Here is a 24,670-nt window from a genome sequence, read left to right on the forward strand (position 1 = left end):
AAAAAAAGCTCAAACACAATTAATTAATTCTTAGTTCTTAGAAATTTCGTCAATAACTGCCTTGATAGCATCGTTCAAACCTGCTGGATTCTTACCACCAGCTTGAGCCATATTGGGACGGCCACCACCGCCACCACCAAAGATTGGAGCAGCAATCTTGATCAAGTTACCAGCCTTAAGTCCCTTATCTAATGCCTTTTGACCTAAAGCAATGATCATGTTAGCCTTGCCATCATTTTCAGCAGCTAAGACCAAGACATCGGACTTAGCACCACTCTTCCAGTTATCAGCAAGTTCACGCAAGTCGTTCATGCCGTTAACATCTGCAGTAGCAGCAATTACTGTCAAGTCACCTGCTTGCTTAACATCGTCAAAGATTTGACCAGCCTTAGCAGCATTGATCTTCTTGTTCAAAGTTTCAACTTGCTTTTGAGCATCATGCAAATTGCTTTCAAGTGAATCAATCTTATCAAGGATATTATCTGGCTTAGTTGCCTTAACATCTTCTTGAATTTCATCAAGTAATTCTGAACGGTTAGCTAAGTATTCGTAAGCTTTCTTAGAAGTTACAGCTTCGATTCTACGCATACCGGCACCAACAGCTGATTCTGAAGTAATCTTGAAAATACCGATTTGGTTAGTGTTGTCTACGTGGGTACCACCACAGAATTCACTTGAGAAGTCACCCATTTGAACCACACGAACCTTGTCGCCGTACTTGCTGTCAAAGAGGGCCAAAGCACCCATCTTTTCCCCCTCTTCAGGAGTAGTGATGGTGGTTTTAACTTGAATAGCTTCCCAGATCTTTTGGTTAACTAATTCTTCAACTGTTTTAAGTTCGCGCTTAGTCATTGGTTCCATCGCAGTGAAGTCGAATCTCAAGTAATCTGGATCAACTAATGAACCAGCTTGGTGAGTATGTTCACCTAAAACTTGACGAAGGGCTGCATGAAGTAGGTGAGTTGCTGAGTGAGAGTGACGCAAGCCTTCACGCCGTTCCTTATCAAGCTTCAAAACATATTCTTGACCCTTTTCAACTGGCAAAATCAAATCAACAAAGTGCAAGTTTTGGTCATTAGGAGCGTGTTGTACGTCAGTAACCTTGGCAACCAATTCACCGTCTTGATTGTAAATGTCACCGTGGTCGGCAACTTGACCACCACGTTCTGCGTAAAATGGTGTCTTATCAAAGACCAAAGTAGCGTGTTCGCCATCGGCCTTGTCAACTAACTTATCATCAACCACGATATCAACTAACTTAGCATGTGGTTCTTCGTAAGTATCACGTTCAAAGACTGACTTGTCCTTAATGTTCATCAAGGTTACATCTTGACGACCCATTGATTGCAAATCACCACGAGCCTTACGAGCACGCTCTTTTTGAGCAGCCATTTCTGCATCAAAGCCCTTCTTGTCCACCTTAAGACCAGCATCTTGAGCTGATTCAAAAGTCAATTCGTAAGGGAAGCCGTAAGTATCAAACATCTTGAAGGCATCCTTACCTGAAATGGTCTTATCTGCGGAATTCTTAGCCTTGTCAATTAAGTCATCAAGCAAAGTCAAACCAGTATCAAGAGTTGATTGGAATCTTTCTTCTTCGTTTTGGATAACGTTTTCGATAAAACCGCGTTGATCCATTACTTCTGGATAGTGGCTTTCCATAATCTTGCCCACAACTGGCACAAGCTTATATAAAAATGCGCCCTTAATGCCCAAACGTTGACCGTTTAAGTCGGCACGACGGATCAAACGACGAAGAACATAACCACGACCTGAGTTTGAAGGAAGTGCACCATCAGCAATTGCAAAACTTACGGCACGAACGTGGTCAGCGATAATCTTGAAGGCAGTAGTGTCTTCCTTGTTAACGCCGTATTTCTTGTCAGCAGTCATTTCTTCAGTAGCGTGAATAATTGGCAAGAACAAGTCGGTTTCAAAGTTGGTTGGTGCATCTTGCAAAATAGAAAGCACACGTTCAAGCCCCATCCCAGTATCGATATTCTTGTGTGGTTGGTCTACATATTTGCCATTTGGCAAGTGGTTGTATTGTGAAAATACGATGTTCCAAATTTCAAGGTAACGGGCATTTTCACCACCAGGAAAGTTTTCTGGATCGTCTTCAGCTACGTCGTTGTTTTCTTGACCACGGTCATAGAAGATTTCAGTATCTGGACCACATGGACCTTCACCAATATCCCAGAAGTTGTCTTCTAATTTAACAATATGGTCAGCTGGCATCCCTGCCTTTACCCAAACGTTGAATGAGTCTTCATCCTTTGGGTAAACAGTACAGTAAAGCTTTTCCTTTGGCAAACCAAGCCAGTCAGGACTAGTTAAGAATTCCCAAGCCCAAGGAATAGCTTCATCTCTAAAGTAGTCACCAACTGAGAAATTACCAAGCATTTCAAAGAAAGTTTGGTGACGAGCAGTCTTACCAACATTTTCAATATCGTTAGTTCTGATTGACTTTTGAGAAGAAGTAATTCTGTGGTTCTTTGGTACAACTGAACCATCAAAATATTTCTTCATAGTAGCAACACCAGAGTTAATCCAAAGAAGAGTTGGGTCATCTTGTGGAATAAGTGATGCACTTGGCATAATCATATGGCCATGATCCTTGAAGAAGTCAAGGAACATTTGGCGAAACTCTGAACTAGATAGTTTCTTCATTTAAATAAAATCTCCCTAAAAATAAATAAAAAACACCATTGCTTATTCAAGGACGCTCCGCGCGCGGTACCACCTTGATTGCAACAGTGTTTGTTACCTCTTAATATTCTTAATTATGAAACTTAAAGGAGCATCTATATAAAGCGAATTAAGCCCTCTCACCAATTGGCTTTCTCTTTGAAATTCAACTTTAATAGACATATCTTAAGCTGAAAATAATTGTACTACAAAATCCTCGTCTGTCAACGTCCTTGTTCACGACCAAAGTCTAATATTATCTTGAAATATTGCTCTTTTTTAAGAACAGCCCTTGGTGATCTACCAGCTGTTTTATTATATTTAGACATTCAACACTAATATTGAAAAACAATGTTTGATAGCCATCTTCTATTCGCATTAATGAATGGGTATTATCAGCATGAGTAATAATAATGTTAAGTCCAGAGCTATTTTCAACAACTAATTTATGAATGAATGCATCTAAGATATCTAAACCAATATTTCTTAAATTCTTTTTCTCAAAATTAGAAAAAGATTCACTCATTTCTTCATCCAAGTAAACGTGACAATCATAGTAATACATCAGCGAAAAAGCAATGAAGATTATTTTTTTGCGTATGTTTCTTTATAATGTGTTTCTAAATAGTCATCAAGTTCAGCATAATTTCTATCTGGAAAAGTAAATGGCACAAAGTCAACATAATAACGTTTCTTTTCCACTAATTTTTCTACTAATTTAACAGCTTCTTTATAGTTCATTTACTCACTTTCATCAAGCCACAGTGATAATCCTTGCTTATTTACCTGTGCTTCAACGTATTTTTTAGTTTTTTCCGTCATATTACAAAAGCCAATTGTGGAATCACCATAGATATACATCAGGAATTCTTCTGCTTCATCATCTTTAAATAAAAAATGAATGTATCCTTTATGATGCATACTGCCTGAAATTAATTTGACTAAAATATCTACATCCTCTGCAGTAAACTCTTTATCACTATACTTGTATAATTCAGATTCTTCATCATCTGCATGAAAAGCAATTTTTACTGAATACCAAGACATGAGTAACATACTAATAAGAGTTATTTTTTCTACATATTTAGGTAAATAATAGTCATCAAAGTAACTATAGTTATCAGCTATAGAGTTATAACCATCTACCCCTATTACTACCGTATATGTAGTAGTTTTATTTTCAAAATAATCTATAGTTTTATTTTCAATCATTAGTTATAGTATTTCAAAATCTTTCCGTTCTTATCTAAAGAAGCTAACTTACCTTTTCGATCATATAATTTCCAATAACTACCTTTAGCTCCTCCATTATGAGCACTAGGTTTTCCAGCCGCACGGTCCTTTTCTAAATGATAACTTCCACCAGGTCCTTTTTGGTACTGATGATTTCCCTTAAATTTATCTAAATCAACATGATTTTTATTCTTTAAAATCTTCTTAGAAATTTTTCTTGCCGCATAGTTTATTTGTACGCCGTTTCTATAGGCCTTACCGCCAATATAAACAACTGCGGCTCCTCCAGCAGCAGCTCCTAAACCTCCCCAATTAGCTCTTCCAGAACCACCAGCTCCAGCCATTCATATCTCTAGCAACCGAAGCTACGGTTTTGTTATCCAAAAAAGCATGGCTAGTAACACTATTCTTTGGAACAGTAAAAAGCGTTGTTTCTTGCGTAGTTTCCTTATTATCTTGTTGTAATTTAGAAACTTTTTCAATATTAGTTACTGGATTGGAATCTTTACTCGTATCTGCTAAAACCGGTGTAGCGGTATTAAGAGCAAATACAGCTACTAAAAACTCCTGAAATTCCTTTGATCTTATGTCTAAAGCGCATATGCTATTCCTCTTTTGTTAATAATTTTAATATTGTTTAATTGAAATTATAATATTTGTCAATGCTTTTTAATAAATTCAAAAGTTATTCTACTATGATTACCAGAATATAATGATTTATGGTCAAAGCCTTTTTAATAAAAATATAATAAACAAAAATAGCAGAGAAAAACTCCCCGCTATCATTAAAATATTGCTTTAACGTCCTTGTTCACGCTTGCGTTTTCTCAAGCGCTTAGCTTTTCTAATTTCATGACGTTGTTCAATCTTACGCTTTTGGCGGTTGTCTTCTTGAATCGCGCGCTTGATCTTCTTCTTGTAGCCCGGCTTACGTTTTCTCTTTTCTTTCTTAACGTACCCCACCATCTTAGTATCAAGCTTACGACTCTTGCCTTGACGATTTTCCCGGCTGCGATAGTGCTTACGTGGCACTAATTCACCATTCTTAATCTCAACAAAGTCAAAATGAACACCCATTTTTTCTAGGTCTTCAACCCGGTTCATTTCTTCTTCACGAATCAAAGTAATGGCGTGACCTGACAAACCATTACGGCCAGTTCTACCAATCCGGTGAATTACAAACTCAATATCACGTGGAATTTCATAATTAATCACCAGGCTAACGCCATCAATATCCAAGCCACGTGCAGCTAAGTCAGAAGCAACAACATATTGATATTGTCCTTGCTCCACTCGACGCAAAGTCCGCTTACGTTCACGTTCAGTTACCCCGCCGTGAATCTTAGCTACCTTTAAGCCCTGATCTTGCAAATACTTGGTCAATTCATCAACCTTTTGCTTTGTATTAGCAAAAACTAAGGCCAAATATGGCTGCCCCATTGTTAGCAACTTGTACAAAACATTCTTCCGGTCCTTAGAACCAATATCCAATAAATCATTCTTGATCGTTGGCGCAATAACGCTTGGATTATCAATTACAATTTCATCTGGATGAGCCATGTACTTACGCAAAAAGTTAGACAATTTAACTGGAATAGTGGCCGAAAAGGCCGAAAATTGGACATCCTTAGGCAATTTAGCTGCAACTTGATCAATATTATTCAAAAAGCCCATGTCTAGCGTCATATCAGCTTCGTCAATGACAAAAGTTTTCACTTGATCAACAGCAAAAATTTTCTTTTGCACGAAATCTAACAAACGACCTGGTGTGGCAATTACTAATTGCGGCGTATTATTTTGGTACTTCTCTAGTTGTCGCTCACGGTCAGTTCCGCCGGCCAAGTGCGCAATTGAAAAATGCATCCCTGCCGCATCACGAAGTTGCCGGGCTACTTGATAAAGCTGGTCAGCTAACTCATGACTAGGCAAAGTAACAATCGCCTGAACAGTATGTTTTTCTTCTTCAATTTCATTAAGAATTGGTACTAAATAAGCATGAGTTTTACCTGAACCGGTTGCAGCTTGAACTACGACACTCAAGTCAGACAACATTGCTGGAATAACCTTTTCCTGCACTTTAGTCGGCTTTTCAAAATGAATCTTTTTTAAACCAGCTTGAATCGCCGGCTTAATTCTTGAATCTCCAAAAATATTATTCATGATCTTCTTTAAATTTCTTAGTTACTTCAACGACTTCCGCAAACACTTGCTCTACTTCGTCCATGTCTTTAGCATTAGCCCCACTAGCTAAAGCGTGACCACCACCATCGTGCTTAGCAGCTAATTCATTGATTACCGGCCCCTTTGAACGGTAGTGAACGCGGAAAGTACCATCTGGTTTTTCAACAAAGACGTTCCAAGCTAAAACATCCTTGATACGCCCTGGAGTTGAAACGGCAACGTTAGCTTGATCATCAGTTAAGCCAAGCTTTTTCAAATCATCTTGCATCAAGATAGTGTAAGCTGCGCCAACTGGATCAATCTCCATCTTGTCCATAGCTAGTGCCTGTAATTTAGCTTCATTAAAAGTTACATCGGCAATATTACGTGCAATTTCAGTAATATTAATACCAGTTGCAGCAAGTTGTGCCGCTACCTTAAAGGTATGTTCTGAAGTTTCTGGATACATGAAACGACCAGTATCACCGACAATTCCAGCATAAAGTGGATAAGCAATTTCCTTAGTAATCTTGAAGTCTTCCTTATTTAAGAAATCAACGATAATTTGACAAGCTGCTGGAGCATCGGGATCAACATAGCTCATATCAGCGTAGGGATCAACGTCGGGGTGGTGATCGATCTTGATTAAAAAGTCACCTTTTTCATAAAGCTTGTTTGAAATTCTTGGAGTATTAGCAGTATCAGTAGTAATTACTAATGCACCTTCGTAATCAGTTGCCTTAACTTGATCCATATGGTTAATCCAAGCTAAATCACCTTCGTCATTTTCACCAGCACAAAGAACGCGCTTGTCTGGAAACTTTTCCATAATCGCACGAGCAAGTCCAGCTTGTGAGCCGATAGCGTCTGGATCTGGACTAGTGTGACGGTGCAAGATAATAGTTGGATATTGTAAGATTTTTTCATAAATGTCGTCAAAACTACTCATTTTTTAATTCTCCTCGTATTGTAAAAAATATCTGTATCTAGTTTAACAGAAAAATAGGCTTGATTAATAATCGAACAGGCTGATTGACTGATATTTTTTCTGTTCAAAATCAGTCACGGTAACTCCTAATAAACGAATACCATCATCTAAAAAAGAAGTTGTTCTTTCAAATAAGTCGCGGGCAACGTCATAAAAATCAAATCGACTATCTGATGGATATTTTAATTTTTTGCGTTTAGTCACAGTATCAAAATTATTATTTCGCACTTTAATTACAATCGTTCCTGCTTTAAAATTGCGCCGCTTCACTTCTTCTTCCAAATGATTACAATAGTTACGCAGATTAGTTAAGGCCTCATCTTCAGTATAAATTGCCGGTTCATAGGTCCGCTCCATGCCAATTGACTTACGGTTAGTTTCTGAATCAGTCACAACCGGATTTAAATCAATCCCACGTGCATGTTGCGCCAAGACATACCCCTGCTTTTTGAATTTTTGCAGTAAAGTAATTACTTCAGCCTTTTGCAAATCAGCGCCCGTATAAACACCCATTTTGTGTAATTCTTCTTGCGTCTTAGGACCAATACCAGGGAATTTTTCAATCTTTTGTCTAGCTAAAAAACTCTGTGCCTCACTAGGCAAAATCACAGTTCGACCAAAAGGCTTCGCATATTCTGAGCCCATTTTAGCCAAAAACTTATTATAAGAAACACCAAATGAAGAATTTAATCCTACCTCTTGTTTAATTCTTTTTTGCAAATCTAATGCGATCTGTACAGCAGACTCCTGATTTACTTTAGGATGCGTCACATCTAAATAAGCTTCATCTAAAGCAACCGATTCAACTTGATCAGTTATTTCATGCATAAAGGCATGAATTTTCGCGGAAACAGCGCGATATTTTTCAAATCGTGGTTTAGTAAAAACTAACAATTCTTTAGGCACTAAGTGTACCGCTTGAATGGCGGCCATCGCTGAATGAACGCCATATTGCCGTGCCACATAATTACAAGTAGCAACAACGCCATGACCGCCATTTCTTCTTGGATCTTGACCCACAATTAAGGCCTTATTTTTCCATTCAGGGTGTTCCTGCATTTCAACTGAAGCGTAAAAAGCATCCATATCCAGATGAATAATCCGGCGATGGATGTCATTTTGCGGCAATAAATTGTCTTTATTCATAAATCCAATGCTCAGTTGGAGACTCAAAAATGTTATCAGCCTCTTTTGGTCCCATGCGATATGGCAAATATTGTGCAATATCTGGATTGCCAGCTTCATTTTCTTTTTGCCAAGCATCTTCAACAGCATCGATGAATTCCCAATAACGTTTCAATTCACTCCAATGAGTAAAGTTGGTTGAATCGTTAACGAACACATCATGAAGCAATCTTTCATAGCCATCTGGTACTTTAGCCATTTCAGCTTTAGAAAAAGCATAAGCCAAGTTTTCCCGACGAATTCCAGGCTGATCGATTCTCTTCCCGTTAATTGTGAAGTAAATCTCACTAGTTGGGTCAATTACAATCGTAATATTGTTGGAATGTGCTTGACCATATGGGTTATTAATGTGCTTCAACACAATATCGATTCGGTTCTTCTTTTCCTTAAATTCTTTACCAGTTCTAAAGTAAATTGGCACGCCAGCAATTGGACCTGCATTAAACTTAACCTTACCAGCAACAAAAGTTTCAGTAGTTGATTCAGGATCAACATTAGGTTCTTGTTTATAAGCAAAAGTAGTATCACTGCCTAAATATTGGCCACGCACAAAGTCTTGCTTTACTTCATCTGGACTAGGAATAATCAAACTCTTCAGCAAATCTTGTTTAGCTTGGTGAATACTTGCAGAAGAAAGATCCTTTGGTTCCGGCATAGCTAACAAGGTAATAATTTGGAAAATATGATTTTGAACCATATCACGCAAAGCACCTGAAGTATCATAGTAGCCCCCACGTGCTTCAACCCCAAGTCGTTCTGCCAAAGTAACTTGAATATTTTTAATATAATCACTGCACCAAATATTTTTGACCATTGAGTTAGTAAAACGCATTGGCATGATATTTTGAATCATTTCTTTACCTAAATAGTGATCAATTCTAAAAATATCATCTTCAGCAAATGAGGCGGTAATTTGCTTATTTAATTCCTCAGCCGAAGCTAAGTCACGGCCAAATGGCTTTTCAACAACAATTCGGTTAAAGCCGCTTCCAGTCAAATGTTGGTCATTAATGTGCGTAGCAATTGTGCCGAAGAATCTTGGTGCCATGGCCATGTAGAAAAGCCGATTACCTTGGGCACTATAGCGATCATCAAGTTCTTGAGCCAAATTCTTTAAAATCTCATAGTGTTCAACGTTAGTTACATCATGAGATTGGTAATAAAAGTGACTTGCAAAAGCCTTTAAATCATTTTCATCGACTGTATCGTGGGTTTCATGAACAGCATCACTAACCTGTTCACGCAAATATTCATGTGACCAAGGCCGACGAGCTGTACCAATCACAGCAAAATTATCACGAATTAATCCTTGTTCATACAGATTAAATAAAGCTGGATAAAGCTTACGATGGGCCAAATCGCCGCTACCACCAAAAATAATCATTACAACGGGAATATTTTTCATTTTTGATCCCTTTCTCTAATTTAAAATCATCACCTTTATTTTACAACAAGCTATTTTTTAGCAAAACAAAAAGCGTCAAAAATGACGCTTCTTTAAGTTAACAAATTACTTATCTTCGTTTTTAGTTTCGTCTGTCTTTTCTTCAGGCTTTTCTGCTGGAGTTTCTTCCTTGCTTTCGGCTGGAGCTGCTGGAATCACACGACGAACAGCCATTCTTTCAAAAGTTAAGTAAATGCCATCTGCATCAACAACGATCGTCTTATCACTGTTGATCTTATCTACTTTACCATGTAAACCGTCAACTAAGATAACTTCGTCACCCTTCTTTAATTGGTCCATCATTTGCATTCTTTGTTGTTGTTGCTTCTTTTGGGGACGAATCATGCCAAAGTAAGTAAAAGCAATCAAAATAATAAATAAAAGAATCATCATCCAGTTGCTGTTAGCTGCAGCACCGGCATTTGCTAAAAATAAAATATTCAAATTTTCCACCTCATTAAACTTAATTTGCTAGATATTATAACCATTATACAGAAAACCAAACTATTTATCACCTGGAATTGGCAATCCTAATTGTAAATATGCTTTATCAGTTACCATTCGCCCACGCGGAGTTAACAAAATAAAACCGTGCTGCAATAAATATGGTTCATACAATGATTCGATTGTCTCCATATCTTCCCCAACATTGGCCGCTAAAGTGCGAATTCCAACCGGTCCGCCATTATAGCCTTCAATCATCGTTCTCAAAAGTCGACGATCAGTCTGATCAAGCCCTTCATCATCAACTTGCAGCTGCTTTAGTGCATTTTCCGTAGTCTCAAGTGAAATTGTCTTTTCACCCTTTACTTCCGCAAAGTCACGCACTCTCTTAAGTAAACGATTAGCTACCCGCGGCGTTCCGCGCGAACGACGAGCCAATTCATGAGCTGCTTCTGGCGCAATTGAAGTATGGAAAACATCACTGGAACGCAGGACAATTTGCTCCAATTCCTCAATGGTATAGTACTGCATATGTTCAACAATGCCAAAGCGATCACGTAGTGGCGCCGACAATTGTCCTGCCAAAGTCGTAGCTCCGATTAATGTAAATGGCGGCAACGGCACATGGACTGCATGCGTAGTTTGCCCTTCACCAATTACAATATCAATATAATAATCTTCCATTGCCGAATAGAGCACTTCTTCTACTGGCTTAGCCAAACGGTGAATTTCATCGATAAATAAAACATCCCCTGGATCTAAGTCAGACAACAGTGCCACCAAATCGCCTGCTTTTTCAATAGCAGGGCCACTGGTACTCTTTAAATGTACTCCCAACTCATTAGCTATTACAAAAGCTAATGTTGTCTTCCCCAAGCCTGGTGGGCCATAAAGTAAGACGTGATCGAGCGCTTCATCGCGCTGTCTAGCCGCCTTGATATAAATATTCATTTCTTTTTTGACCCGTTTTTGACCTAAATACTGGTCGAGCGTTTGTGGGCGTAACGAGAGTTCCATTTGTTGTTCTTCAGGATTTTCAATGTTGCCTGAAGTTACTTGATCTTCTTCTGCCACCAGCTTCACTTCCTTAAAAAATAATCATCTGTTCTATTATACCAAGATCTATTTTTTAAGCAGTAATGCTAAGCCTTTTTTAATATATTGATCTGCAGTGTCAGCATCAATTTTTTCGAGTTTTGGTGTAATTCGATCAACTTCTTTTTGCGTATAACCTAATGCAATTAGTGCTAACAAGGCATCATTCAATGCTGGTGGAATTTCCTTGCCGTTATCTGGACGATCAAGCCGGGCAACATAATCACCTAACTTGCCTTTAAGATCAAGTACAATTTGTGAAGCGGTCTTTTTGCCCACTCCCGGAAAACGGGTTAAATATTTTACTTCGCCTTGCTCAATTGCTTCGGCTAAAGAATTGCTGTCTTCAGCTGCCATAATTGCTAAGGCACTTTTAGGACCGATGCCGCTAACGCTGAGCAATTTTAGGAATAGGCCTTTATCATCTTGGCTCTTAAAGCCGTATAAAGTAATGCCAGTATCACGCACTACTTGCTCAACAAAAACTTTAGCTTTTTGCCCTTGAGTGTAGGCAAAAGGTGTCGGACTATAAACCTTGTAACCCATGCCGCCAACATCAACTACGACATAACTCGGTGTAATTACAGTAATCACGCCTTCAAAATATTCGTACATTATTCATCCTTCTTAAACATTTTTCTCAGTTCGTTTTGACTCATTCTAACTAAAACTATCCGGCCATCAGCATCATGATAGGGATCAGTACATTTGCGCAAATCAAGCAAAATTTGCTCTGCTTCTGCTGCTGATACTTTAATTTTACCAGTTACTTCTCGCCTAGCTTGTTCAGCTGCTATTCGGGCAAATAGTTTATCAGCTTGACCTTGGTCAATATTCAAGTAGCTATCCAAAATTTTGCGTATTGAATCTTCAACATTATCATGAATCCAAGTAGGGTATGAACGGACAATAAAACTATTTTGTCCAAAATCTTCTAAATAAATTCCCACTCGCTTAATCTGGTCAATTTGCGTCTTAATTTGCATAAAATCAAGATTGCCAAATTCTAAAATGATCGGTGTTAACAGTCCCTGCTGGATCACTTTTTTAGCTGTGATCATTTGCAAAATTTGCTCAAATTGTAAACGACGTCTTGCCGCAACTTGATCAATTAAAAACAGATCACCATTATGCTGAGCAATTAAGTAAGTATCTGTTTGCCCAACATAACTTAATGCCGGCATATTATTGGCCAGCGTTTCATCCCCACTTGAAATAACTTCTTGATCAGATTTAGTAGTAGGAAAAGGGGTTAAATTCTGCTGCAAGGCAACATTTTGATTCCAAGTTTTAGTAATGACATATTGCTTATCTTCACGCGGTAAATTAAGGTCAACATATTTTAGTTCATTACTATCTTTATCTGGCTCAACGGAAGCAACGTTCACTGAAGAATCAGACTTAGTGGTCAAAAAATCCGGTCTTTCTTGTTCTCGAATCTCAGGATCTTTTTTACGAGCTGTATTTACTACATCTTGATTCAAATTAAAGCTAAGTTGATCAACTAAAGTTTCACGTTTATTTTCTAAATTGGCAAAAGCACTGGTTTGTTCGACTTTTTCCACCAGTGCATTACTAATTGCACTGGTGATTAGTCGACCTAATTCTTTTTCTTTTGAAAGCCGCACCTCTTGCTTAGTGGGATGGACGTTAACATCAACTAGCAAAGGATCAACTTTAATTGCTAGCACAATAATTGGATAGTGCCGAGCTGCTAATTTTGAGCCATAGCCATCCATAATTGCCGTATTCAACTGAAAGTTTTTAATATAGCGACCATTTAGCAAAATCGAAATAAAGTTACGCGTCGACCTAGTTAATTCCGGCTTTGACATTAATCCCTCAATTTTGAAATCACTATCTTTAGCCGAAAATTCCTGCATTTTTTCCGCAATATGCCGACCGTAAACATTAGCTACGGTTTGTTTCAAATTGCCATTGCCAGTTGTTCTAAGCAAAACTTTGCCAGTATTCGACAAGGTAAAAGACACATATGGATAACCCAAAGCTAGGCGATTAATGATATCCACAATTTTCATTATCTCAGTTCTCGGACTACGCAAATATTTGAGCCGGGCTGGTGTATTAAAGAACAAATCTTTGACGGTAATTTTAGTTCCTTGTCGTGCCGCCGCATCTTCTTGCCCTTTTTTATTGCCACCACTAAAGTTGGCGCGAATACCAATTGCACCTTCGGTTGCTGTCAAAATTTCCACGTGACTAACAGCAGAAATTGAAGCCAAAGCTTCCCCACGGAAGCCTAAAGTAGCCACTTTAAACAGGTCATGTTCATTAGCAATTTTGCTTGTCGCATGACGGGTAAAGGCTAAATCTACTTGATCTCGCGCAATTCCCGTACCGTTATCTTGGACTACAATTTGTTTTAAACCTGCATCAACAAAATCAACCCGAATCCTTGTTGCACCAGCATCTAATGAGTTTTCCACCAATTCCTTAACTACGCTAGCTGGACGCTCAATCACTTCCCCAGCAGCAATTTGATTAGTTAAAGTCTCTGATAACTCATGAATTTTATTCATTAATGGTCATCCTTTAAATCTTTTTGCCAATCGGCCACCATTTGCATAATTTGCAGTGGTGTTTTATCAGCCAAGTAAAGATTAGAAATATCGTCTAACACATCTTGCTCGGCATCAGTTAAGCCTGAACTGTCATTTTGTGTTTCGACTTCTTCATCGTCGTTTTCCACAGGTGCAGCAAATAAGTCTAATTGCTGACTGACCGGAGCAAGTTCACTGCCTTGAGCTTCAAGGCGTTTCAACAACTTAGTTGCTTCGCGCAATACATTCCGTGGTAAGCCAGCTAATTGAGCTACGTGAATCCCATAACTTTGATCAGCTGGACCTGGCAAAATCTTGTGCAAAAAGATCAACTTGCCATTTTCCTCTGTAGCGCCAACGTGAATGTTCTTTAAATGATCCAGTGTCTCATCCATTACTGTTAATTCATGATAGTGGGTCGCAAATAACGCTTTGGCACCAACTTTATCATGTAAATATTTAACAATTGCTCCAGCTAAAGCCATCCCATCATAAGTAGCAGTTCCACGGCCAATTTCATCAAACAGGACTAGACTACGTTTAGTAGCATACTGCAAAGCTTCATTTGCTTCACTCATTTCCACCATAAAAGTACTTTGCCCAGAAATTAAGTCATCAGCTGCCCCAATTCTGGTAAAAATTTGATCAAAAATTGGCAAATCAGCACTATCAGCTGGGACAAAAGAACCTACTTGTGCCATGATCGCAATCAAGGCCATTTGCCGCATATAAGTACTTTTACCAGACATGTTAGGACCAGTAATCAGAAAAATATTAGTTCCTTCATCCATTTTGACATCATTAGGAATATATGACCCTGCTGTCATAACTTTTTCCACAACTGGGTGGCGTCCATTAACCACATTAATATCCTGATTATCCACATGAAAAGCTGGACGACAATAATTATTTTGTTCTGCCACCGTAGCAAAGCCGCAATAAACATCCAATGCAGCTAGTTGTCCACCTAATTTTTGTAAAGCAGGAATATATTTCTTTACTTCTTCACGTAATTTAACGAACAGATCATATTCCAAATCAGTGGACCGGGTCTGAGCTTCCAAAATAAGGTTTTCATGCTCTTTAAGCTCAGGAGTAATGTAACGTTCCGCGTTAGTCAAAGTTTGCTTACGCGTATAACGGTCAAGCGGCACTTTCGGTTTATTACCGTTTGAAACCTGAATATAATAGCCAAAGACCTTATTGTAACCCACTTTTAGATTTTCAATACCCGTCTTTTGCCGTTCATCAGCTTCCATCTCAGCTAACCATTTTTTACCATTATTCATAGCATCCCGATAGCGATCAAGCTGTTGGTCCACGCCGTCACGAATCAAGCCACCTTCGGTTGTTAAAATAGGCGGATCTTTAACCAAAGTCGAAGTAATTGTTTCAGCAACGCCTTTTAATGGATCAATCTGCTTGGCAAAATCAACCAAAATATCAGCATCTGATTGCGCTAAAGCATCCAAAATAACTGGTACAGCCTGTAGCGACCGTGATAATTGCAATAATTCACGGGCATTGACATTGCCAAAAGCAATCCGTCCGGTTAAACGCTCTAAGTCATAAACGCCCTTTAAAGCATCAACCACATTCTCACGAGTAAAGTAACCATCAAGCAAGGCTTGCACCATTTCTTCACGGTGATTGATTTGCTTCATATCTAACAAAGGTCGTGCTAGCCACTGCTTAAGCAAACGTCCACCCATCGCAGTGTGCGTTTTATCTAAAACCCAGAACAACGAGCCCATCTTTTTGCCAGTCTTAGCAGAAGCAACTAATTCTAAATTGTTTTGGACAGTATGCGACATTTGCAAGTATTGATTCACTTCATAGCTTTTAGCGATCTGCAAGTGAGCTAAGCTGCGCTTTTGCGTTGAAAGCAAATAGCCAACTAACTGTCTAGTAGCTTCCTTTTCAGCACTATTAGTCAAATTCTGTTCAACATATGATATTTCAGCATGTTCCCCTTCAATTGGTGTAGGTGTCGAAACTATAATATTTGCCTTGTGCATAAAGTCTTTATTTTGCTCAGTCAAGGGACCATTATACACAACTTCCCGCGTTCTCAGTGACAAAAGTTCATTTGAAACGGCGTCAAAGCTCTTCAAATGGGTAGCGTAAATTTTACCTGTTGATAAGTCACTATATGCTAAACCAAAACCACTCTTAGTTGTGACTACTGAGGTTAAATAGTTGGCGTCTTTGGCATCATTTGGGCCTTCATTCATCATGGTTCCGGGAGTTACCAACTGAATGATTCCGCGCTTAACCATTCCCTTAGCTTTTTTCGGATCTTCAAGTTGTTCACAAAGAGCTACCTTATATCCTTTTTCAACCAAAGTATTCACATAAGTATCCACAGCCATATGTGGCACACCAGCCATTGGAATAGGATTCTTAGTTTTATTTGAGCGATGAGTCAGCGTTAATTCAAGGATTTGCGCTCCTTTAACTGCATCATCTTCAAAAAGCTCATAGAAATCTCCGACGCGATAAAAAAGAAAGGCATCAGGATATTGCTTTTTAATTTCGTAATATTGCTCCATCATTGGAGTTGTTTTCTCAGCCATTTAAGTCTCTTTTCTATTCTTAGTTAGAGTTACGTAAAATATTATACGCTATAAAGGAAGGTAAAAGAAAAACTTCGAAGCTAAACTTTTTGTTTAACTTCGAAGCCTTTTTAATTATATTTGTTTTTGAACTAGAGTGAGAGTTTATGCATAATTTTTCCTTGTTAAGGAACCTGGTCATAGGATGATCAGTAATTGTATCTCTAAATGCTAAAGCATTAAGAGTTATAATTACATTCCCATGCCTGGAGCGCCTGCACCTGGGGTAGCTGGAGCAGCCGGCTTTTCTTCAGGAATTTCTGCAACAACAGCTTCAGTAGTAAGAAGAAGAGCAGCAATTGAAGCAGCGTTTTGCAAAGCAGTTCTAGTTACCTTGGTTGGGTCGATAATACCTGCGTCAACCATGTTTTCCCACTTGTCAGTAGCAGCGTTGTAACCAATTTCGTTTTCTTGGTTTTCAAGCTTGTTCAAAACAACAGCTCCGTCTTTACCTGCGTTTTCAGCAATTTGACGTACGGGTGCTGAAAGTGCTCTTAAAACAATGTTGATACCAGTTTGTTCGTCAGCAGTTTCACCCTTAAGGTCCTTAATAGACTTTTCAACGTCAACTAATGCAGTACCACCACCAGCTACGTAGCCTTCGTCAACAGCGGCACGGGTTGAGTTCAAAGCATCTTCAATTCTGTAACGACGTTCCTTAAGTTCAGTTTCAGTAGCAGCACCTACGTGGATAACAGCTACACCACCGGTTAACTTAGCCAAACGTTCTTGTAACTTCTTCTTGTCAAAGTCTGAAGTTGATTCTTCGATTTGCTTTCTGATTGAGTCTTCACGTTCTGCAATAGCATCCTTTGAACCAGCACCGTCAACAATAGTAGTTGAGTCCTTGGTTACAGTAACACGACGTGCTTGACCTAATTGATCAATCTTAGTGTCCTTCAATTCAAGACCTAAGTCATCAGTGATTACAGTACCACCAGTAAGAGCGGCAATATCTTCAAGTTGAGCCTTACGACGGTCACCAAAGCCAGGTGCCTTAACAGCTACAACGTTGAAAGTACCACGAATCTTGTTCAATACAAGAGTTGGAAGAGCTTCACCAGTAACATCGTCAGCGATAATCAATAAGCTCTTGCCTTGTTGAACGATTTCTTGAAGAAGTGGCAAAATGTCTTGAATGTTTGAAATCTTCTTGTCAGTGATTAAAATGTAAGGATTATCAAGGTCTGCTTCCATCTTGTCGTTGTCAGTTACCATGTATTGTGATAAGTAACCACGGTCAAATTGCATACCTTCAACTACTGAAAGTTCAGTGTTAATACCACGTGAGTCTTCAATAGTGATAACACCATCATGACCAACCTTTTCCATTGCATCTGCAATTAAGTCACCGACTTCTTTTGAAGCTGATGAAACAGCAGCTACGTTAGCGATTTGGTCTTTGGATTCAACTTGGTGGCTGATCTTGTGAAGTTCATCAACAGCAGCCTTAGTAGCCTTTTCAATACCGCGACGAATACCAACTGGGTTTGCACCAGCAGTAACATTCTTCATACCTTCACGAGCAATTGCTTGAGTTAAAACAGTTGCAGTAGTAGTACCGTCACCAGCAATATCATTAGTCTTTTGAGCAGCTTCAGCAACAAGCTTAGCACCCATGTTTTCGTAATGGTCTTTTAATTCAATTGACTTAGCAATAGTAACACCATCGTTAGTAATGTCTGGGTTGCCGTAGCTTTGTTCCAAAACAACGTTTCTACCCTTAGGACCAATAGTAGTCTTAACAGTATCAGCTAACTTATCAACACCCTTTAAAAGAGAACGTCTTGCATTTTCTGAGAATTTAATATCTTTTGCCATAGATTTTATGCTCCTTTATTTGTATTTGATTGCTAACTCAAATTACTTAGCAATTGCTAAAATATCTTTTTCATGAAGGACTAAGTACTTTTCACCTTCGTATTCAACGTCAGTGCCAGAATACTTATCGTAGAGAACTACGTCGCCTTTCTTAACAACCATAGGAATCTTTTCACCGTTTGAAGCATAAGCACCTTCACCTACGGCTACAACTTCACCTTCAGTTGGCTTTTGCTTAGCGTTTGATGCTAAAACAATGCCACCAACAGTCTTTTCTTCTTCATCTTTAACTTTTACGATCACGCGATCACCGATTGGTTGTAACACGTTTAGTCCCCCTTATAATTAATTTTTTCATCAATTGTTTAATTACTTTATTAATCGTTAGCACTCTTATTTATCAAGTGCTAACTTACAAATATGATAATAACCCGTTTACTAAAAAAAAGCAAGAAAAAATTAGCACTTTTTGCAAAAGAGTGCTAATTTTATTTTTATCTGATTTTTAATTCAAAACCGTAGTTAGTAAACCATCAATAATGCCATAGGTTAAGCCCATCACATAATACTGCTTGCATGCATCCCAAAAACTACTACATTCCTTTTTATCTTTATCATCAATGAAATAATATTTATCATTTTTCTTGTTTCTAATAGTTTTAATTAATGCATAAAATACTGCTATAATTGCCATCAAAACAAAAAGAATGATCGGAAAGAAATAGCCAATAATGTCTTGCAAGTTATATGCCATCCCTGCCGCAATTACGACTAGCAAGTAAATTGTAGCAACCAATGGATTACAAATCAGACGTGGCGGCTTTACCTTTAGAGACAATAAGATTGAAAAAAGTAATGGCAAAATCAAAATAATTAGCAAAGCTAGAGCATATACGTTGTTGATTTCTTTTAATTGATAAGCAAAAATATGATCTAACTTACCCCAAAACATGCACAATAAACCAACTACCCAATACACGGCAGTCATGGTCCAAGTAATTCTAAGTGTTTCATTTTTCTTCTTTTTCACTCTCATCATCCCCTTTAATTAACCAAAATTATAGCATGCTGTTACGATGTAACACCACCGATAATCAAAATCTAATTAACTTACATCTTTACTATATTTCAGCATAAAAATCCATTTAGTTGGAATCTTTTTGTGATTTTCATAAAAGATTGAAGTTAATTAGATTCTTGTTTTAAATAGGCATACTAAAAAAGCCCGCAATTGCGAGCTTTTTTACTTGTTCGTCTCCCTTTGCGAACTAACTTTCAATATAATTATTTCCGCAGAAAGTTTTATGAGCGGTGGTCGTTTTACCTCCCGGAGGTGAGGCCTATGGTCAATAAACTAGAGAAAGGGTTCAACCATGTCGGTTTACGATTGCATTTCTTTGATGCTTTTGTTTAGGATGTTTGTGTTGGCATTGCTGACCTACATCGATCACCACGACAAAAAATAAAAACGCCGCTCAATTTGATAACTTTGGAAGAGTTATTGAGCAACGTTTCTAACGTCTAAATAATATCGACCACCGCTCTTAAAGCAGGCTGCATAGGAGACCTTTGTGTCTTCTTTTTCTTTACTTAAATTATAACATATTTTGTCCATTCACATATTAATTACACAAAAAAGGCACCAAGAAATGATCTTTCTTCGTGTCTTCTTTAATTTTATCTATCGTTTTAATTTTTTAGATTTCTAGAGAAGTGTAAGTTATGTAAATTAATGATTAATTATGAGCTGTAACAGCGATCAACTTATCACCGTGTTTGTCGCCAGCATCAGTAATACGTTGAACGTTTGCGTAGTTAGCAGTGTTAGTAATTACTACCATCACAGTAGTATCATAGCCTGCCTTCTTTATAGCATCTAAGTCAACCGTGCCAAGCTTATCGCCTTTGTTGATTCTTTGGCCTTGCTTTACAAAACTTTCAAAGTGCTCACCCTTAAGGTTTACAGTATCAAGACCGATGTGAATCAACACTTCAGCACCATTATCTGACTTAATGCCGTAGGCGTGCTTAGTTTCATAAGCAATAGTTACCGTACCAGTAACTGGTGAGTAAATTGTACCATCGCTTGGAACAACTGCAGCACCGTCACCCATTAACTTAGCTGAGAATACTTGATCATTAACCTTAGTCAAACTTTCAGGAGTACCATCAACTGGTGAAGCAATAATTTCGTCCTTTAATGCTAATTCTTCTTTACCAATCTTTTCGGCTTTTTGAGTTTCTTCAGCATAATCAGTTGCATCGTTAACTGGAACATCTTGTTCAGCAACTTCTTCCTTCAAGTGACCCTTACCATAAACGTAAGTAAGAATGAAGGCAACTGCGAAACTGATTAAAACAGATACAACCCACATTGGGATAGTCTTAGGATAAATTGAAAGGAAGCCTAAGAAACCAGCTGAACCAAGAGCAGCTGCAGTAACATGCATCAAACCGGCAAATGCAGCGGCTACACCTGAACCAATCAAGGCACAGAAGAATGGAAACTTGTACTTCAAGTTAACACCGAAAAGTGCTGGTTCAGTAATACCAAGAAGTGCTGAAACACCTGATGAACTAGCCAAGCCCTTCATCTTCTTGTTCTTAGTCAAGAAGTAAACTGCGAAAGTTGCAGCACCTTGAGCTACGTTAGCCATACATGCGGTAACAAAGATAAAGTCACCGGAGCTGGCAGGATTCTTAGCAAAAGCTGCCAAAAGTTGCGTTTCAACAGCTGGAAAACTTTGGTGAAGTCCAGTAGTAACAATTGCAGAATAAGTAAGACCGAAGATACCCATACCAAAGGCACCAGTAGTATCGTAAAGCCAAACAATTGCATTAGTAATTGCGTCTGAAACGCCTTTGAAAACTGGTCCAATAATTGTAAAGGTTAAGAACCCAGTAATCATAATTGAAAGTAATGGTGTAAAGGTAAAGTCAACTGCAGATGGTAAATGCTTATGGAAGAATTTTTCCAAAATTGACAATACCCAAACAGCCACTAAAACTGGAATAACTTGGTATTGGTAGTTAGTTTGTGCAACATGCAAACCAAAAATGTTCCAGAAGTGATTTGCGCCAAGAAGTCCTGGTGTCGTCATAATCATTCCGATTGTCGCACCTAGGAATTGGTTAGCACCAAACCGCTTAGCTGCCGACATTCCGACCAGAATTGGCATAAAGATAAATGGCGCTGCCGACATCACTTGTATCATGCTTGAGATTCCGGCAACGTTTGGCACCATTTGAACAACTGACTTCGGTCCAAACAGACCTGGTGAAGTCAAGAAGTTGTTCAAAGCCATCAACAAACCACCAGCAACTAAGGCCGGAATGATTGGTACAAAGATGTCAGACAAAAGTTTAATGAAGTCCATAATCGGATTCTTCTTTTGACCTTCAGCTGCTACCTTCTTCAAGTCATCAGTTGATAATTCTTTTAAACCAGTAATTTTAATGAATTCATCGTAAACGTCATTAACATCCCCCGGCCCAATGATTACTTGATATTGACCGTTGGTCTTAAAAGTACCTTTAACATCTGGATCATTGTCCAATGCTTTTTGGTCAACCTTTGAATCATCTTTTAATACTAAACGCAGACGAGTAGCACAGTGAGCACCGGCAATGATGTTGCCACGGCCGACGTCTTTAATTACTCGTTCAGCCACTTTTCTGTGGTCCATATCGATTCCTCCTATGTAAACGCTCTATTTTCAATCCACTAATTATGATAGCGCATTCAAAAAATATGTCAATCGTTTGACATAAAATTCTTTATTTATTTTATAGCCTTATAGATTAATAAGCTATATGTGCCTATTTAGAATATGATAAGCGTTTGACACATCTTACATTATTTAATAAAATACAATTACAAGATAACGCTTACACGGAGGCATAATTATGGAATGGACAAGAGAAAAACGTTACTTACCTTATGATAAATGGGATGCAGAAACATTGCTTAACTTGCAAGCAGAAGCTGCAAATTCTGCTTATCAAATGCACTATCATTTGCACCCTATTTCTGGCTTAGTAAACGATCCAAATGGCTTTTCTTATTTTAATGGTGAATATCACCTCTTTTATCAATCATATCCATTTGGCGCAGTTCACGGTTTAAAGTCTTGGGTACACTTCAAATCACAAGATTTAGTTCACTGGATTAATCTAGGCTTAGCAGTTAAACCTGATACAATGGCTGATTCTCATGGTGCTTATTCAGGTTCTGCTCGTGAAATTGATGGCAAACTTTTCTTAATGTACACAGGTAATCATCGTGATGAAAACTGGATTCGTACCCCTTATCAAATTGGCGCATGGATGGATAAAGACGGCAAAGTTAGTGATAAAACAATTCTTTTTAAGAATCCCGATCACATCACCGAACACTTCCGTGATCCTCAAATCTTGAAGCAAAATGATACTTATTATGCAATTTTAGGTGCTCAAGATAAAGCTGAAAAGCATGGTCATATTGATGTCTGGAAATCACAGGATCTTAAGAATTGGGAAGAATTGGGTTTTTTAAACTTATCAGAACATGATTTAGGCTACATGATTGAATGTCCTAACATTGTTCGCGTTGGTGATAAAGTCGTAGTTATTTTTTGTCCTCAAGGCTTAGATAAAGATATCGCAGACTATGACGATATTTACCCTAATATGTATGTGATTGCTGATGACATTGATTTTGAAAATCATAAATTAATTAATCCAGGTCAATTACACAACCTTGACGAAGGTTTCGATGTCTATGCTACTCAAGCCTTTAATGCTCCTGATAGTGCTGCATACGAAGTCAGCTGGGTTGGTTTACCAGACACTGCTTATCCTACTGATAATGAAAACTGGGCTAACTGCTTAAGTCAGGTCAAAAAATTAAGCATTCGTGATGGCAAGCTAATTCAAGAGCCAGCTGAAACAATTAAGTCATTACGCCGTAATGCAGAAAAAATCAATAGTAAAGTAATTAAAGAAAATACTACTGGTCAATATGAATTAAAATTAAACATTGGCGCTAACCAAAATGGCTGTTTGCACCTTGCGGCAAATAATGATTTAAGTCAAAGTTTACAAATCAAATTTGATACAAAAGATGGAAAATTAACTTTAGATCGTGCTCAAGCTGGTAAACAAGTAGCAGTTGACTACGGAACTACTAGATCTACTAGCTTTACTCCACATGAAGACTTAAAATTAAATATTTTTGTTGATCATTCTTTAGTAGAAATTTTCGTTAACGACGGTGAACATGTTTTAACTGGCAGATTCTTTACCGATCCAGTTAACCAAAGAATTGAATTTGATCAAGATATAGATTATCAAGGAAAGTTCTATAATATGGAAACGATCCTTTAATAAGGTGATAATATGGCAATAAAATTGACAGATGTTGCAAAAAAAGCTGGTGTTTCAGTAACAACTGTCTCTCGTGTGATTAATAATCACGGCTATTTAAGTGATAAAACTAAACATAAAGTTTTCACAGCTATGAAAGAATTAAACTATCAGCCTAATTCTCTTGCGCGATCACTCCAAGGCAAAAAAATGAAACTAATTGGATTAATCTTCCCTGGAATTACTAATCCATTTTTTGCAGAATTAGTCCAAGATATCGAAAGCATTCTCTTTGCTAAAGGCTACAAAGTAATTCTTTGCAACGCACAACAAAATAAAGAAAAAGAACGTGCCTATCTCAGGATGCTGCTAGCCAACCAAGTTGATGGGATTATTGCTGGTGCACATAATCTGGGAATAAAGGAATATCAAGAATTAGGTCTCCCCATTGTTTCTTTTGATCGTAAATTATCAGATAACGTTCCAATTGTTAGTTGTGATAACTACCAAGGAATTAAATTTGCCGTACATGATTTAATTCAGAGTGGCTGTCAAAGAATTTTCTTTTTAGGAAATAAACAATTAAAAGGTAACCCTACTGATCAACGTCTTAGAGCATATTTGAATGAAGCAAAAGAGTTAGATTTTATTCCTCATATTTGTTCAGTAGCATTTTCTGATTCTATACTGCTTAAAAATATGACAATCCATGAAATGCTACAAAAAGATCATCCCGATGGCGTTGTTTGCACCGATGATCTAACTGCAATCCTGGTTTTACAAGAGGCACGTAAATTAGGCTTAAAAGTACCAGATGATTTAAAAGTTATTGGTTTTGACGGTACCAAAGAGATTCAAACTTACCATTCTGAATTATCCACTATTGCTCAACCAATCAATGATATTGCTATCTTATTGGTTAAGTTACTCTTGCAGCGCATTAGTCATCCGCAACAGGAATTGACTAAGATGCACTATATTTTGCCAGTCAAATTAATTAAAAGTACTACAACCGCATAAAAAGTGTCTGGGAAAAAACTAACTCCTGGACCATAAAAAAGAACGATGATTTCCATCTGGATTTCATCGTTCT

At 38.0% G+C, this 24,670-nt stretch carries 21 protein-coding genes; 3 read left to right on the plus strand and 18 right to left on the minus strand.

Going from position 1 to position 24,670, the window contains the following annotated elements:
* Positions 1-30: 30 nt before the first annotated feature.
* The 17 genes from alaS to Q0Y84_RS07195 all read right to left on the minus strand — a co-directional run bounded on the left by alaS (position 31) and on the right by Q0Y84_RS07195 (position 19,273).
* Positions 31-2,670, minus strand: a complete 2,640-nt coding sequence (alaS, locus tag Q0Y84_RS07115; protein ID WP_297952114.1) for an alanine--tRNA ligase — start codon at positions 2,668-2,670, stop codon at positions 31-33.
* Between the two features lie 274 nt (positions 2,671-2,944).
* Positions 2,945-3,214, minus strand: a complete 270-nt coding sequence (locus Q0Y84_RS07120; protein WP_297952117.1) for a hypothetical protein — start codon at positions 3,212-3,214, stop codon at positions 2,945-2,947.
* Positions 3,215-3,273: 59 nt separating this feature from the next.
* Entirely contained in the window at positions 3,274-3,429 is a 156-nt protein-coding gene (locus tag Q0Y84_RS07125; protein ID WP_297952119.1) for a hypothetical protein, read from the minus strand.
* Positions 3,430-3,900 (minus strand): hypothetical protein, encoded by a 471-nt coding sequence (locus Q0Y84_RS07130; RefSeq protein ID WP_297952121.1) that lies wholly within the window; start codon positions 3,898-3,900, stop codon positions 3,430-3,432.
* Positions 3,900-4,265, minus strand: coding sequence for a hypothetical protein (locus Q0Y84_RS07135; protein WP_297952122.1), 366 nt, complete (start codon positions 4,263-4,265; stop codon positions 3,900-3,902). Before Q0Y84_RS07135 ends, Q0Y84_RS07130 begins: the two co-directional genes overlap by 1 nt.
* Before the next feature lie 454 nt (positions 4,266-4,719).
* Positions 4,720-6,081, minus strand: coding sequence for a DEAD/DEAH box helicase (locus tag Q0Y84_RS07140; protein WP_297952126.1), 1,362 nt, complete (start codon positions 6,079-6,081; stop codon positions 4,720-4,722).
* Positions 6,074-7,030: a bifunctional oligoribonuclease/PAP phosphatase NrnA gene (locus tag Q0Y84_RS07145; protein WP_297952128.1), complete on the minus strand. Its 957-nt coding sequence runs from the start codon at positions 7,028-7,030 to the stop codon at positions 6,074-6,076. Before Q0Y84_RS07145 ends, Q0Y84_RS07140 begins: the two co-directional genes overlap by 8 nt.
* A 63-nt stretch (positions 7,031-7,093) precedes the next feature.
* Complete coding sequence (gene dinB, locus Q0Y84_RS07150) at positions 7,094-8,215, minus strand: DNA polymerase IV (RefSeq protein ID WP_297952131.1); 1,122 nt, start codon at positions 8,213-8,215, stop codon at positions 7,094-7,096.
* Positions 8,208-9,659 (minus strand): glucose-6-phosphate dehydrogenase, encoded by a 1,452-nt coding sequence (zwf, locus tag Q0Y84_RS07155; RefSeq protein ID WP_297952133.1) that lies wholly within the window; start codon positions 9,657-9,659, stop codon positions 8,208-8,210. The genes dinB and zwf overlap by 8 nt, the downstream gene beginning before the upstream one ends.
* Before the next feature lie 105 nt (positions 9,660-9,764).
* Positions 9,765-10,142, minus strand: a complete 378-nt coding sequence (gene yajC, locus Q0Y84_RS07160; protein WP_297952135.1) for a preprotein translocase subunit YajC — start codon at positions 10,140-10,142, stop codon at positions 9,765-9,767.
* A 60-nt stretch (positions 10,143-10,202) separates the two neighbouring features.
* On the minus strand, positions 10,203-11,219 hold the full coding sequence (ruvB, locus tag Q0Y84_RS07165; protein WP_297952156.1) for a Holliday junction branch migration DNA helicase RuvB: 1,017 nt from the start codon (positions 11,217-11,219) through the stop codon (positions 10,203-10,205).
* A gap of 45 nt (positions 11,220-11,264) precedes the next feature.
* Entirely contained in the window at positions 11,265-11,852 is a 588-nt protein-coding gene (gene ruvA, locus Q0Y84_RS07170) for a Holliday junction branch migration protein RuvA (protein WP_297952137.1), read from the minus strand.
* The gene (gene mutL, locus Q0Y84_RS07175; protein ID WP_297952139.1) at positions 11,852-13,777 is read right to left on the minus strand and encodes a DNA mismatch repair endonuclease MutL; all 1,926 of its coding nucleotides are present in this window, start codon (positions 13,775-13,777) and stop codon (positions 11,852-11,854) included. The genes ruvA and mutL overlap by 1 nt, the downstream gene beginning before the upstream one ends.
* Entirely contained in the window at positions 13,777-16,374 is a 2,598-nt protein-coding gene (gene mutS / locus Q0Y84_RS07180) for a DNA mismatch repair protein MutS (protein WP_297952141.1), read from the minus strand. Before mutS ends, mutL begins: the two co-directional genes overlap by 1 nt.
* 231 nt (positions 16,375-16,605) lie before the next feature.
* Complete coding sequence (groL, locus tag Q0Y84_RS07185) at positions 16,606-18,234, minus strand: chaperonin GroEL (RefSeq protein WP_297952143.1); 1,629 nt, start codon at positions 18,232-18,234, stop codon at positions 16,606-16,608.
* 42 nt (positions 18,235-18,276) lie between these two features.
* Entirely contained in the window at positions 18,277-18,561 is a 285-nt protein-coding gene (gene groES / locus Q0Y84_RS07190) for a co-chaperone GroES (protein WP_297952145.1), read from the minus strand.
* Between the two features lie 178 nt (positions 18,562-18,739).
* Positions 18,740-19,273: a hypothetical protein gene (locus Q0Y84_RS07195; RefSeq protein ID WP_366791613.1), complete on the minus strand. Its 534-nt coding sequence runs from the start codon at positions 19,271-19,273 to the stop codon at positions 18,740-18,742.
* 376 nt (positions 19,274-19,649) lie between these two features.
* On the opposite strand from Q0Y84_RS07195, the gene Q0Y84_RS07200 reads away from it, so the two are divergent.
* Positions 19,650-19,700, plus strand: coding sequence for a hypothetical protein (locus Q0Y84_RS07200; protein WP_324170368.1), 51 nt, complete (start codon positions 19,650-19,652; stop codon positions 19,698-19,700).
* Between the two features lie 270 nt (positions 19,701-19,970).
* Here Q0Y84_RS07200 and Q0Y84_RS07205 read toward each other — a convergent pair whose 3' ends face one another.
* On the minus strand, positions 19,971-21,920 hold the full coding sequence (locus Q0Y84_RS07205) for a sucrose-specific PTS transporter subunit IIBC (RefSeq protein ID WP_297952147.1): 1,950 nt from the start codon (positions 21,918-21,920) through the stop codon (positions 19,971-19,973).
* A 220-nt stretch (positions 21,921-22,140) separates the two neighbouring features.
* Between Q0Y84_RS07205 and Q0Y84_RS07210 the strand changes: the two genes are divergently transcribed.
* Both Q0Y84_RS07210 and Q0Y84_RS07215 read left to right on the plus strand, forming a co-directional pair.
* Positions 22,141-23,598: a sucrose-6-phosphate hydrolase gene (locus tag Q0Y84_RS07210; protein WP_297952149.1), complete on the plus strand. Its 1,458-nt coding sequence runs from the start codon at positions 22,141-22,143 to the stop codon at positions 23,596-23,598.
* 12 nt (positions 23,599-23,610) lie between these two features.
* A complete protein-coding gene (locus Q0Y84_RS07215) occupies positions 23,611-24,597 on the plus strand; it encodes a LacI family DNA-binding transcriptional regulator (RefSeq protein WP_297952152.1) in 987 nt (328 codons plus the stop codon).
* Positions 24,598-24,670 lie beyond the last annotated feature (73 nt).

The organism is uncultured Lactobacillus sp., from assembly GCF_947367125.1.
Classification (GTDB): Bacteria; Bacillota; Bacilli; order Lactobacillales; family Lactobacillaceae; genus Lactobacillus.